Here is a 13,047-nt window from a genome sequence, read left to right on the forward strand (position 1 = left end):
CTATATCGAAAAAAGATCATTCTAAAATAAAGTCATATGTATTCAGGCATGAGTAGATAAAGGAGGGTATCATGTCCAACCAAGTAAAAGCGTCATCAGAACGCAAACGTATCGCTTTGGTGACAGGTACATCTAGCGGATTTGGATTGTTAATTGCGGTATCCTTAGCGGAAAAAGGAATAACCGTTATTGCGACTATGCGTGATCTGACACGCAACGTAGAGCTGGCACGTATTGCAGAACAAAAAGGAATTGCTGACCGGATTCATTATTTGCAATTAGATGTGACTGATACAGTGTCGATATCTACAGCGATAGAGAACATTCAGGCGCAATACGGAACGATCGATATTCTGGTCAATAATGCAGGTTATGCTGTTGGCGGATTTATCGAGCATGTCCCGATAGAGACCTGGCGAGCGCAACTGGAAACGAATGTATTTGGACTGATTGCTGTTACCCGCGCTGTTCTGCCTGTCATGCGTGAGCAAAAGGATGGCTATATTATTAATATGAGCAGTGTTAGCGGACTGTCTGCTTTTCCTGGATATGCTCCTTATGCGACTTCCAAATTTGCAATCGAAGGATTCAGTGAAAGTTTGCGCCATGAGATGGCTGATTTTAATGTGAAAGTGGTTCTGGTCGAGCCCGGTTCTTATCGCACCTCTATTTGGGAAAAAGGGCTGGCAGATATCTATACGGTTCCTAACTCGCCTTATCAATCTCGCTTAGAAGCTGTATTACGCTACTCTCGTAAATCCGCATCATCGGCTCCTGATCCACAAGAAGTCGCTGATCTAGTCGGTCGTATTGTAGAGAAACGCTCTCCTAAGTTGAGGTATGCTATTGGAGAAGGTTCTCACATCATGATCTGGGCACGCAAATGGGTACCCTGGCGTGTGCTTGAATGGGTGATAGGACGGGCTTTGAAATCATAAAGTAAAACCATACTCCGCACCAATAATAAAAAACAGCACAATTCATCCCTTAGCTACAGGTGAATTGTGCTGTTTGTGATATACCGATACATTATTTACTTGTAGTCTCGTTAGAAGTAGATGTTGTACCAGATGTACTTTTGCTACTGGAAGAAGAAGTTGCAGTCTTTCCAGTAGCAGTGGATGAATTGGAAGTCGAAGAAGTGCTATCTGTTGCTCCATCATTTAACAATGGCTCATTATTGACATCATCTTCTTCAGCCAGATTGAGACTACTCAGGAAATCTGAAACTTTCCGCAAATATTCTCGCGGATGTTCGCGGAATTCAAGCTCATGGTGAGCACCTTGAATTACCCAGCTTCCTGAATTCGGATTGGTCTGATTTGCGGCAAGTTGTTCTGCAATCTGGTAAGGTGCTTTATCGTCATTGGTTCCATGAATAAAGAAAATCGGGAATGGATAATCTTCCTTTTTCACCTGTTGATATGGAATCTGATTCAAGCTAGTACCATTAACGATCGGCAGTAGAAACTCCAGAATTTCTAGTGATGGATGTCGTGGAAGATCCAACTGCTGCTGAATATTGTAATAAAGTGTATCCGGTTCTAACAAGAATGTACTATCTAAAATCATTGCAGTCACATCTTTGGTTTTGAGTCCAGCTTGTAAGGCTGTACCTGCTCCCATTGAAAAGCCCCAGACTACAATTTCTTGAGATCCTTTTTGCTTGGCAAGTTGAATCGCTCCAAGTAATTGTTGAGATTCTTTTTTACCACCGGTGGCAACTTCTTTATTTGTTTTGGCGGCAAATCCATAATCGAACATGACTACATTAAAATTAAGTTTGTGTGCGTAGTGAGCGAGATCGTACATAGGAATCCATGTTTCTTCTCGATTCGCACCATATCCATGACTGAAAATAATCGTTTTGGACGACTTTTGTTCTGCTGGAATATACCAGCCCTGCATCATCCGGCTATCATCTGCTGCTGGAAATGTAATATCTTCGTACGCCATTCCTTTTGCCTGCATCGGATTAGAATAGACACTTGCTACTGTCGGATTAGACAGCACCCAAGCAATATAGGCATGCAGTGCCACAAAGCAAAACAGGAAAAAAAACACTATGGATAACAGGAAAGCTACCACAACATGCTTTATTCGAATCTGTCTTGGTGAAACTACAGGAGGTGTCTCTTCTAGCTCAGATGAATGGGGCTTTGCATTTTCTTGCAAAGTAGTGGACATCTTGCTCCTCCTAGAAGTGAAAATGTATTGTTCGTTCTAGCATCCATTGTTCCATGAACCGATTTGATTCGACATTATCTACTTATGGTAAAAGTCTATGACAGCAAAGTCAATGTCAGCTCAATGTCTTCTTCATTATTATCGACGTATTTCTCTTTACGATTAGAGCTAGCTTCGATATAATTTATGTAACCAAGTTTCATCCAATGAAACTTACAAAATTAGACAGTGTGCGTATGAATAGATTCAAATGCGGAGGCGACAACAATGGAAGATCGCAAGTTAACTGTACGAGCAGTAGAACGTGCGTTAGACATATTACTGTGTTTTACCCGAACGAGCGATCTTGGACTCACCGAGATTGCAACCGAGATTGGATTACACAAAAGTACAGTACATCGGTTGTTAGCGACTTTAGAAGAAAAAGGATTTGTGATTCGCAATAGCAGTACAGATAAATACCGTCTGGGTATCAAAATCTGGGAGTTATCGACCCACCTTTCTCAAAACGATGATCCTGGATTATTATTGCTTGCAGATATGGAAGAATTACGCGAGCAATTGGGAGAAACGATCAGTCTATACTTGCGAGATGGCGACGAGCGCTTACGAATTCAAGCGGTGCAAAGTAATCAGGCTGTGCGACGTGTTGCGCCTGTAGGAGCAAGATTGCCTTTGACAGTTGGCGCATCGAGTAAAGTCCTTGTTGCTTTTTCCAGTAGCGAACAGCAAGAAGAGTTGTTGAATAGTCCGGATTGGCCGAACACTGTCGATGTGACACATTATCGTGAACAGATCGCAGAGGTACAACGTAACGGATATTCGACCAGTTATGAAGAACGTGAACCCGGAGCAGCAGCAGTCGCTGTACCGATTTTTGATCGAACAGGAGCATTGAGAGCTTCATTATCGTTATCAGGCCCTGTTAGCCGTCTGTCGATGGACAAGTTACATGAGTATGCGCCTGTATTGATTCAAGCGGCGCAAGAGATGGGCTTTAAATTGAGATAATGGATAGATAGAGCAGTAAATAGATATAAATAGAGCAGTAAGAACGTAGAAATAACAAATCTAACACTGGGTCAAATGATATATAACGTTCGATTATTCATATTAAAAGTATATAGCGTGAACAAGATATGATCTAACTAAACCAACAGTGAATGCCCTATTGCTAAGGTGTTCACTATTTTTTTATAACACAAAAAAGAGGCTCCCACATTAGGGAAGCCTCTTTTTGTATGACTTTATGATCTAAGCGAAATGGTTAATCAATTATACCGTTTCACCTTTGTTAGTGTTTTGCATCATTTGACGAAGTACAGTTTGCAAGATACCACTGTTATGGTAGTAATCTACGTCTACAGCACTATCCAGACGAGCGGTTACTTGGAATTCAAATGTTGTACCATCTTCACGAGTACCTTTGACAGTAACTTGTTGACCAGGTTTGACATCGTTGCTCAATCCTACGATATCAAATGTCTCGGTACCTTTAAGTCCCATACTGCTCCAACCGTAACCTTCTTGGAATTGTAGTGGCAATACGCCCATACCTACCAAGTTACTACGGTGAATACGTTCAAAGCTTTCAGCGATAACAGCTTTGACACCTAGCAAGAATGTACCTTTTGCTGCCCAGTCACGAGAACTACCTGTACCGTATTCTTTACCTGCGATAACGATCAAGTTTTGACCTTCTTCTTGATAACGCATCGATGCATCATAGATCGACATCACTTCATTAGTAGGAAGGTATGTGGTTACGCCACCTTCTGTACCTGGAGCGACCTGATTACGAATACGGATATTAGCAAACGTACCGCGCATCATCACTTGGTGATTACCACGACGGGAACCATAAGAGTTGAAGTCTTTACGCTCAACACCGTTTTCTTTCAAGTATTCGCCTGCTGGTGAAGAAGGAGAAATGTTACCTGCTGGTGAGATATGATCGGTTGTTACCGAATCGCCAAGCAATGCAAGAACGCGTGCACTGCGAATATCTTCGATATCTTTGATACCATCAGCCAGTTTTTCAAAGAATGGTGGATTTTGGATATAAGTTGATTTGTCATCCCACTCATACAATTCACCTTCTGGAACAGGAATTTCATTCCAACGTTTGTTCGCTGTAAATACATGCTCATAACGGCTACGGAACATTTCTGGAGAAATGGATAAGCCGATAGCATCACGAATTTCTTTCGCTGTAGGCCAGATATCTTTCAAGTATACAGCTTCACCTGTAGGATCATAACCGATTGGATCATTTTGTAGATCGATATCAACTGTTCCTGCAAGAGCGTAAGCGACAACAAGTGGAGGAGAAGCCAGATAGTTCATTTTCACTTGAGCATGAATACGTCCTTCAAAGTTACGGTTACCTGACAATACAGAAGCAACGGTTAGATCATTATCTGCAATAGCTTGTCCTACTTCGTCTGGCAATGGACCGGAGTTACCGATACATGTTGCACAACCATAGCCCGCTAGGTAGAAACCAAGCGCTTCAAGATCTTTATCAACGCCAGCTTTGTGTAAATATTCGGTAACGATCAATGAACCAGGTGTTAAGCTTGTTTTCACATAGCTAGGTACTTTCAAGCCACGAGCCACCGCTTTTTGTGCAAGTAATCCAGCACCAAGCATAACGCTAGGGTTAGATGTATTTGTACAACTGGTAATTGCAGCGATAACGACTGCACCTGCACCCATTTGAGTTGTTTTACCGTTTGGATGACTGACTGTGATTTTCTCAGCAATTTTCTCATCAGACAATCCGTAACCACCTGCATCTACAGGAGTACGTATTGCATTTTGATAGCTGGATTGCATATTAGTCAGTTCGATGCGATCCTGTGGACGTTTTGGTCCAGCAAGACTCGGTACAACAGAAGCTAGATCCAATTCAATCGTATCAGAGAATACTGGATCAGGTGTTTCTGCAGTACGGAACATGTTTTGTGCTTTGTAGTAAGCTTCTACCAATTCAACTTGCTCATCAGCACGTCCTGTGTTGCGAAGATAGAACAACGTCTCATCATCGACAGGGAAGAAACCGATAGTTGCACCGTACTCAGGAGCCATATTAGCTACAGTTGCACGGTCAGCTAGACTGATATTGCTTAGACCTGGACCGTAGAATTCTACGAATTTACCAACTACGCCTTTTTTACGAAGCATTTGAGTAACAGTAAGCGCTAAGTCTGTTGCTGTTGCGCCTTCACTCAAGCTACCTGTTAATTTGAAACCAACCACTTCTGGCATAACGAAGTATAGCGGTTGTCCAAGCATACCTGCTTCAGCTTCAATACCACCAACACCCCAACCAACAACACCAAGACCGTTGATCATTGTAGTATGTGAATCTGTACCTACTAAGGAATCAGGGAATACTTGTAGTTCGCCATCTACTGTGCGAGTAGCTGCTACAGAAGCAAGATACTCCAAGTTAACCTGGTGAACAATACCTGTAGCTGGTGGAACAGCACGGAAATTATCAAATGCTGTTTGTGCCCAGCGCAAGAAACGGTAACGCTCTTCGTTACGTTCAAATTCAATATTCATATTATATTCAAGTGCATCAGGCGTACCGAATGCGTCTACCATAACGGAGTGGTCAATAACAAGGTCAACCGGTACAAGCGGATTGATTTGTTTTGGATCGCCACCGGATTTTTTAACAAAATCACGCATAGCAGCTAAATCAACAACTACAGGTACACCGGTAAAATCCTGAAGCACGATACGTGCAGGGATAAAAGGAATTTCTTTCTCTTCGCGACCTTCACTCCAGTTCGCAAGTTGATTCACATGTTCTTCAGTGATTGCACGTCCATCGTATTGACGAACAGCAGCTTCAAGAAGCACACGAATCGAGAAAGGAAGTTTGGAAATGTGCTCATAACCTTTTTCAGCTAAAGCATTAAGGCTGTAATAACGGTAAGACTGGTCTCTCACTTTCAGTTCTCGGCCAACAGAAAATGAATCTTTTGGTGACATAGATGCCCCTCCTCAAATAAAATACGGCTTACTTTTTGGATTTTGCGTTACAGGGAAAAATCCTCTACATTTTGGTAAATGATCTTGACACGCTTGCTGGATAAAATTAGAAATGAAAACGGTTCAATTCATTACTATTCTATACTATTAAGCAACTAAAATCGAATTATTCAAAATGAAGAAAGGTAAAAAGTTTTATAGTTTCATACAGTGAAACACAATTTCAAAAAGTAACTCTTGTATTAAGTATACCGTTTACATGATAGGTAGTAAAGATTTTTTTGGAAGAAATTTGATTCAATTACAATCTTAAAAAGGAGTTGATTGTGGTTCGATAATATCTTTTTAAGTAAAGCAATAATTTTCTGAATTGTATCCTTCCTTAATAGTAGAAATTTGATTCAAATCGTATAAACATAATGAGTTACTTTATGTACTCTTTTTTGTTCTATATAGTTATATTAACACTAAATATTTCCTTTTGATAAAGAGTGAAATGATAAAATTCACTTCCTTTTTATTAGGTGATAGTAGGGTGGTATCAGATTAAGAACGTATTATATGAATAATTTTATTTTTACATTTAAAACAAATATTGTAATTGAATACGTTTGATGATAATTTACAAGGGACATGTCGAACAGTTAGCTGATTTTCAAATGACAAAGGAGGAATAATAATATGGTGTTGAGAAAAAGCCTGATGATGGTACTAGCAATGATAATGGTATTCGTGACAGTCGGGGTATCCAAATCGTCTGCTGCTACTGGATTTTATGTAAGCGGTACCAAATTATATGATTCGACAGGAAAGCCTTTTGTCATGAGAGGGGTTAACCATTCTCATACGTGGTTCAAAAACGATTTGAATGCCGCTATTCCAGCTATCGCCAAAACAGGTGCAAACACCGTACGTATTGTATTATCCGATGGAACTCAATATACCAAAGACGATATCAACTCTGTGAAAAATATTCTGGCGCTGGTCAATCAATATAAAATGATCGCTGTTCTTGAAGTGCATGATGCAACAGGAAGCGACGATGTAGCCAAATTAAATAATGCTGTGAACTATTGGATCAGTATCAAAGATGCTTTAATTGGCAAAGAAGATCGAGTAATCATCAACATTGCTAATGAATGGTACGGTTCATGGAACAGTGAAGGTTGGGCGAATGGCTACAAACAAGCTATTCCTAAATTGAGAAATGCAGGACTTAATCACACACTAATCGTAGATGCTGCCGGTTGGGGACAATATCCACAATCGATTGTAGATTACGGACAAGCTGTTTTAGCAGCCGATTCTAAAAAGAATACCGTATTCTCGATTCACATGTATCAATATGCAGGGAAAGACGATGCTACTGTAAAAGCCAACATGGAGAATGTACTCAATAAAGGTCTTGCTCTGATCATCGGCGAATTTGGTGGATTCCATCAAGGGGAAGATGTAGATGAGTATGCTATTATGAAATACGGTCAGCAAAAAGGAGTCGGCTGGTTAGCATGGTCATGGTATGGTAATAGCTCTGATCTGTCTTACCTTGATCTCAATAATGGCCCTGCAGGTAGCTTAACAACTGCTGGAAATATTATTGTGAATGATCCTAATGGAATCAAAGCGACTTCGAAAAAAGCAGGTATTTACCAATAATAGATTCAGTCATCAATCATTAATGGAGTCTGTCATAAAATACAAAAAACAGCTGAGCGTTTGAGCTGTTTTTTTGTTATTTAGACATTGGGGAATAGGAGCAGTACCTTTATAATAGAAGACAGTAATCAATCAAGTGCATAATAGAGGAGCTGAGCAGAGATGAGAGAGTGTCAGAATTTAGCTGAGGTTAGAGAAAGTATCGATCAATTAGATGAACAGATCATCCAGTTAATCAGTGAGCGTAGTCAATACGTCAACCAAGCTGCTTCTTTTAAAAAAGATACAGATGCAGTGAAAGCACCAGTTAGAGTAGAGGCCATAATTACCAAAGTCCGCCAACTGGCAACAGAGCACCAACTAAATCCTACTATTGCGGAAAATGTATATCGAGCGATGATTGCTAGTTTTATTGAAGATGAGCTACAAGAGCATCAGCGGATTCAGTCAACACCACTGTCATCTCAATAAAGAAGATCATCACAAAGAAAATAACTATACTTAAGGTAGTTGTTATCGACTACCTTTTTCTAGTCCAAAATAGAAAGTGAAATCAGTCTTTTACTACAAAATTAGATAAGCAGACAAAGTTTTTTTGCAGTGTTTTTGTACAAGCTTTATACTGAATACAGGTTATACAATAACGATCATTTACAATAGCATGTATCAATATGTTTTCATATGTACAATGACTAACGGGGGTTCTGACATGACAGCAACAAAATTAACAGTAGGTTTGATTTACGGTGGTAAATCTGGAGAACACGAAGTTTCTTTACAGACTGGATTTTCTGTATTAAATGCAATCGATTATAACAAATATAACGTAGTACCGATCTATATCGATCCTCAGGGACGCTGGAATATGGGAGACGCGTACCATGCAGCACCTGCTCAATTAAGCGATCTACAGATCCGTGGTGGGGAAGAAGCCACTTCACAAGCGATGAGTATTCTTTGGAAAAAATTAAGCGGACAAACCAGTGAAATTGACGTATTGTTCCCGCTTCTTCATGGTACATATGGTGAAGATGGCACGATTCAAGGACTTTTTGAAATGATGGATATGCCTTATGTTGGTGCAGGTGTACTTGCTTCTTCTACAGGTATGGATAAAGCGATTATGAAAAAGCTATTCGCTCAAGCTCATTTGCCACAATGCAAATATGAGACTTTTATTTCAAAAGAATGGGAAACACAACAATACGATATTTTGACAACGATCGAAACGAATTTAGGGTATCCTTGTTTCGTCAAACCCGCTAACTTGGGCTCAAGTGTAGGTATTTCCAAAGCCAAAGATCGTGATGAATTAGAAACAGCGATTGCTTATGCACTACGCTATGACTTGAAAGTTGTTGTAGAAGAAGCTGTAGACGCACGCGAAATCGAAGTCGGTGTTCTTGGCAACGAGTTACCACAAGCTTCAGTTCCTGGTGAAGTCGTATCTAATAGCGATTACTATGACTATGAAGCAAAATACATCGACGGCACATCTCAAATGGTGATCCCTGCTGAAATCGATAGCGAACTTGCTGAAAACTTACGTGAACTGGCTATTCGCGCATTCCGTGCAATAGACGGAAACGGCTTATGTCGTGCCGACTTCTTTGTACGTCGTAGCGATGGCGAAATCTTTATTAACGAAGTGAACACAATGCCAGGCTTTACCGCATATAGCATGTACCCATTACTATGGCGCGAAACCGGTACAGCCTATCCAGACCTGTTGGATCAATTGATCACTTTAGGTATAGATCGCTATAACCAACGCCATGAACTGAAATACGGAAGAGAATAGTCCAGATATAGAAAAATTACCATTAGACCAGATGGATAGTGCGATCCACACATAGAATAATGTAGATAAATGAGCATTCTTTTTCCTATTTCATCACATTATTCTCCAAGCCCTATCTCTAATGATATATATTTCAATCATTTTTATATTGTCGTTATATTATTAATCATAAAACACCCTACAAAAAATTCATTAATTTACTCCAGTGAATCATGAATTTGTCCCTAAGTTCTCTAAAGTCTTAAAAATCTCCACCAGCCTTACTATCTCTACACCATAAATACTAAACAACAAAACATTAAAGCATTTCAATCATCAATGTGCTAAAGGTGTTCAAGGTGTTAATGTACAAACCCGCGTGGAAAAAGTGTAGGTACCTCTAGCGGAGGGGATAGAATGTTCTGAAAATCGCATTTAAGACTCGGATATCGACTGCTTGCAGTCTAATTCAGATATCCGATCTTAACAGCAATGGGAAGAACATCTATCCCCGAAGCGTCCGTACCTCACCTCAACCACCGCCTACTCGAAAGGAGCAATGACCATGGGATTTCAAACCGAATTTAACTCTGTATGCAAATTCAAAAACGAACAAGAACTGCTCGAACTTTTAGAATACGGCAAAGGCAAAATGCTCAAAAGTGGATTTCGCGTCTATCCAACCGGACAAAAAGTTATCGCTTATACACCGAAAAATGTAGCAATCGCAATCGTGAAAATTACAGCATCTATCGCTGAAATCAATTTTCAAGGTCGGGAAGTAACCGCAGTAGAATTGGAATTAGTTCGCAAATTAACAGACGAAGAAGCACGAGTGCAGACCGATCTTGCACATGAAATGTTTTTCGGAGAGCAAGAATCGGTTTAATCATACACATACAGAATCCTATCATCATCAAATGCTTTTCTTCTGTATACACCAGTGAATATTACTCTAGAGGAGGCACTTGAAATATATGATTGTACGATTCGGCTATGTGGCGATGTCACTTGAAATCGCAGATTCTTCACCTTCCAAAACAATGACTATGGCTAGATTTAGCAAACTGCCAGATCGCGCCGCAGGATTGCGTCTGTTAGAACAAATCGCAACAACCAACTTACACAATACACTGCGTTTATTACGCCATAATGTAGCAGAAGGTATCCAGATGTACCGATTTTCATCCAAATTGATTCCGCTGGCGACTCATACTGATTTGCACGATTGGAATCCGTTTGAAGCGTTAGCAGAACCATTTGCAGAGATCGGCGAGTATGTGCGTAAACATGATCTACGAGTGTCGTTTCATCCGGATCATTATACAGTGCTCAGTACACCAAGACCGGAAGTGCTGATCTCGTCGATTCGTGATCTGCAATATCATGTAAATATGCTCAAAGCGATGGGGCTGGATGCTCGTTCCAAGAATAATATTCATATCGGCGGTGCGTATGGGGATAAGCCTACGTCTGCTGCACGTTTTGTAGAACATTTTGGTCGCTTGAGTGCAGAGATTCAGTGCCGGATTACGCTTGAAAATGATGACAAAACGTATACTACCGGTGAGACGCTTGCAGTCGCTCAACAGACTGGATTACCGATGGTACTAGATATCCATCATCATATGGTGAATTGTCATGGAGAACCCGCTTCAGACTGGTGGGAAGAAGTCGCCAAGACATGGGAATCACCATTAGCACGCACCGATGTACCTGAAGGTGTACATTTACCACCCAAAATCCATGCCTCTAGTCCAAAAAGTGAAACTGATCGCCGAAGTCATGCTGACGGTGTAGAAGCTGGCCCTTTACTTGATTTTCTAAGAGTAGCTGCACGTACTTCTTCTCATCTGGATGTGATGCTGGAAGCGAAGCACAAAGACCATGCATTATTTCAATTGATGCGTGACTTGACAATGTATGAAAACGATGGAGTACGGATCATAGACGGTGGAAGTATCGAAGTGTTCTCATGATATAATGTAGGTAGATGTCAATTCCAGAAATCAGGGGGAATGAAATGATGGAAGAACAACAAAAAGTACCTTATGTAGTGAGCGGAAAAAGCAAAGTAGCGGTAGCTATTAATGCAGCTTCCAAAACGGGAGAATGGATCAAAAGCAAACTAGGCGATTATAAACAGTTGAACACCAAAGTATCTTCACAAGATTTGGTAACAGAAGTCGATAAAGGCGCAGAACAAATGATTCGCAAATTGATCTTAACGTATTGCCCGGACGATGAATTTTTGGGCGAAGAAAGTGTAGGCGCAGGCGCGGCGGCTTCTGCTCAAGCGATCAATGCGGTCAAAGATTCAGAATATGTATGGATCGTTGATCCAATCGATGGCACGACTAACTTTGTGCATGGTTTCCCATACTATTGTGTTTCGATTGCGTTAGCACACAAAGGCGAAGTGATTATTGGTGTGATCTATGATCCTTCTCATGATGAATTATTTGTAGCCGAAAAAGGCAAAGGCGCTTACGTGCACGGTAATCTAATGAAAGTCTCGCAAGAAGCTACACTGGGTGAAAGCTTAGTGGCTACTGGATTCCCGGCAGATCGTGGTGAATCGTTACGTCTGAATATGAGTGGATTGAATGCGATTGTACCGAAAGTACGCAGTATTCGTAATGGAGGTTCAGCAGCTCTACATTTAGCTTATGTAGCAGCAGGACGGCTTAGTGCTTATTGGGAAATTGGATTGAATGCTTGGGATCTGGCGGCAGGTTCACTGTTAGTAACCGAATCCGGTGGACGTATTGGCGATATTTCTGGTGAAGATTATCATCTAGCTGTACGTAACGTATTAGCAACTAACGGTCATATTCATCAAGAATTAATGACTGAATTACATGAGGCAGGCTTACAACATATTCCTGCGCAAAAGTAATCTATAGATCATCGACCAATTGCTCAGCTTACGATTAGTATCTCTACTTTTTTGGGTAATCATAAGATAGAGAAAGAAGTTATACTATAACGCATAAAGTCCTTATGGCGAATCTATTATTATCGTTAAAGGAGTGAGTCACGATGAGTTCATTTGAGAAATCAGCAGAAGAATTGGAACGCGAATTGACCGAGCGTCTGACAGAAGGTCTGATGCAAGAAGAAGATCGTGAAGTAAGAGAGCGACGGATGATCCCTTCGAAGTATGAGATTCGGATTCAGACGACACTTGATCCAATCGCTGAAGAAACCAAGCAGTATCGCAAAATGGCAAAAGAAATTGATGGACGTTATGATGAGTATATGAACAAAATCAAGCGCCCAGAGTCAACAGATGATACAGAGTCTCGTTGATTATAGGATACAGGGTACAGAGCTGTTATCTATCACCCTCCAGGGAAAATAGATAACAGCTTTTTTGGTGTGCATACGCCAACAAATTAGATAGAGATACACATACA

11 protein-coding genes are annotated in these 13,047 nt (G+C 40.7%); 9 read left to right on the top strand and 2 right to left on the bottom strand.

All coding sequences use genetic code 11. The annotated features are described in order from the left end of the window. Positions 1-71 precede the first annotated feature (71 nt). A complete protein-coding gene (locus QE450_RS23245; protein ID WP_307302450.1) occupies positions 72-938 on the top strand; it encodes an SDR family oxidoreductase in 867 nt (288 codons plus the stop codon). A 91-nt stretch (positions 939-1,029) separates the two neighbouring features. Here QE450_RS23245 and QE450_RS23250 read toward each other — a convergent pair whose 3' ends face one another. Then, the gene (locus tag QE450_RS23250) at positions 1,030-2,187 is read right to left on the bottom strand and encodes an alpha/beta hydrolase (protein ID WP_307302452.1); all 1,158 of its coding nucleotides are present in this window, start codon (positions 2,185-2,187) and stop codon (positions 1,030-1,032) included. 267 nt (positions 2,188-2,454) lie between these two features. Here QE450_RS23250 and QE450_RS23255 point away from each other — a divergent pair, with 267 nt between their 5' ends. Beyond that, positions 2,455-3,198: an IclR family transcriptional regulator gene (locus tag QE450_RS23255; protein WP_307302454.1), complete on the top strand. Its 744-nt coding sequence runs from the start codon at positions 2,455-2,457 to the stop codon at positions 3,196-3,198. A 264-nt stretch (positions 3,199-3,462) separates the two neighbouring features. Here QE450_RS23255 and acnA read toward each other — a convergent pair whose 3' ends face one another. Next, complete coding sequence (gene acnA / locus QE450_RS23260; RefSeq protein ID WP_301263061.1) at positions 3,463-6,192, bottom strand: aconitate hydratase AcnA; 2,730 nt, start codon at positions 6,190-6,192, stop codon at positions 3,463-3,465. 681 nt (positions 6,193-6,873) lie between these two features. Between acnA and QE450_RS23265 the strand changes: the two genes are divergently transcribed. The 7 genes from QE450_RS23265 to QE450_RS23295 all read left to right on the top strand — a co-directional run bounded on the left by QE450_RS23265 (position 6,874) and on the right by QE450_RS23295 (position 12,940). Then, on the top strand, positions 6,874-7,848 hold the full coding sequence (locus tag QE450_RS23265; RefSeq protein ID WP_274171042.1) for a glycoside hydrolase family 5 protein: 975 nt from the start codon (positions 6,874-6,876) through the stop codon (positions 7,846-7,848). Positions 7,849-8,010: 162 nt separating this feature from the next. Then, entirely contained in the window at positions 8,011-8,319 is a 309-nt protein-coding gene (locus QE450_RS23270; protein WP_307302459.1) for a chorismate mutase, read from the top strand. 238 nt (positions 8,320-8,557) lie between these two features. Then, positions 8,558-9,649, top strand: a complete 1,092-nt coding sequence (locus QE450_RS23275) for a D-alanine--D-alanine ligase (protein WP_307302461.1) — start codon at positions 8,558-8,560, stop codon at positions 9,647-9,649. A gap of 544 nt (positions 9,650-10,193) precedes the next feature. Next, complete coding sequence (locus QE450_RS23280; protein ID WP_274171040.1) at positions 10,194-10,517, top strand: hypothetical protein; 324 nt, start codon at positions 10,194-10,196, stop codon at positions 10,515-10,517. A gap of 88 nt (positions 10,518-10,605) precedes the next feature. Further along, positions 10,606-11,607 carry a UV DNA damage repair endonuclease UvsE gene (gene uvsE, locus QE450_RS23285; protein WP_307302463.1) on the top strand — a complete coding sequence of 334 codons (1,002 nt, stop codon included), beginning with the start codon at positions 10,606-10,608 and terminating at the stop codon, positions 11,605-11,607. A gap of 47 nt (positions 11,608-11,654) precedes the next feature. Beyond that, complete coding sequence (locus QE450_RS23290; protein ID WP_273614789.1) at positions 11,655-12,527, top strand: inositol monophosphatase family protein; 873 nt, start codon at positions 11,655-11,657, stop codon at positions 12,525-12,527. A gap of 143 nt (positions 12,528-12,670) precedes the next feature. Continuing rightward, positions 12,671-12,940 (top strand): hypothetical protein, encoded by a 270-nt coding sequence (locus QE450_RS23295; protein WP_301263056.1) that lies wholly within the window; start codon positions 12,671-12,673, stop codon positions 12,938-12,940. Positions 12,941-13,047: the final 107 nt, after the last annotated feature.

The sequence above is a fragment of the Paenibacillus sp. SORGH_AS_0306 genome, from assembly GCF_030819345.1.
GTDB classification, from domain to species: Bacteria; Bacillota; Bacilli; order Paenibacillales; family Paenibacillaceae; genus Saccharibacillus; species Saccharibacillus kyungheensis.

What these genes read in the sequence shown, in the direction of transcription:
- QE450_RS23245 (WP_307302450.1), top strand. Translation starts at nt 72, where the DNA reads ATGTCCAACCAAGTAAAAGCGTCATCAGAACGCAAACGTATCGCTTTG.
- QE450_RS23250 (WP_307302452.1), bottom strand. Translation starts at nt 2,187, where the DNA reads ATGTCCACTACTTTGCAAGAAAATGCAAAGCCCCATTCATCTGAGCTA.
- QE450_RS23255 (WP_307302454.1), top strand. Translation starts at nt 2,455, where the DNA reads ATGGAAGATCGCAAGTTAACTGTACGAGCAGTAGAACGTGCGTTAGAC.
- acnA (WP_301263061.1), bottom strand. Translation starts at nt 6,192, where the DNA reads ATGTCACCAAAAGATTCATTTTCTGTTGGCCGAGAACTGAAAGTGAGA.
- QE450_RS23265 (WP_274171042.1), top strand. Translation starts at nt 6,874, where the DNA reads ATGGTGTTGAGAAAAAGCCTGATGATGGTACTAGCAATGATAATGGTA.
- QE450_RS23270 (WP_307302459.1), top strand. Translation starts at nt 8,011, where the DNA reads ATGAGAGAGTGTCAGAATTTAGCTGAGGTTAGAGAAAGTATCGATCAA.
- QE450_RS23275 (WP_307302461.1), top strand. Translation starts at nt 8,558, where the DNA reads ATGACAGCAACAAAATTAACAGTAGGTTTGATTTACGGTGGTAAATCT.
- QE450_RS23280 (WP_274171040.1), top strand. Translation starts at nt 10,194, where the DNA reads ATGGGATTTCAAACCGAATTTAACTCTGTATGCAAATTCAAAAACGAA.
- uvsE (WP_307302463.1), top strand. Translation starts at nt 10,606, where the DNA reads ATGATTGTACGATTCGGCTATGTGGCGATGTCACTTGAAATCGCAGAT.
- QE450_RS23290 (WP_273614789.1), top strand. Translation starts at nt 11,655, where the DNA reads ATGGAAGAACAACAAAAAGTACCTTATGTAGTGAGCGGAAAAAGCAAA.
- QE450_RS23295 (WP_301263056.1), top strand. Translation starts at nt 12,671, where the DNA reads ATGAGTTCATTTGAGAAATCAGCAGAAGAATTGGAACGCGAATTGACC.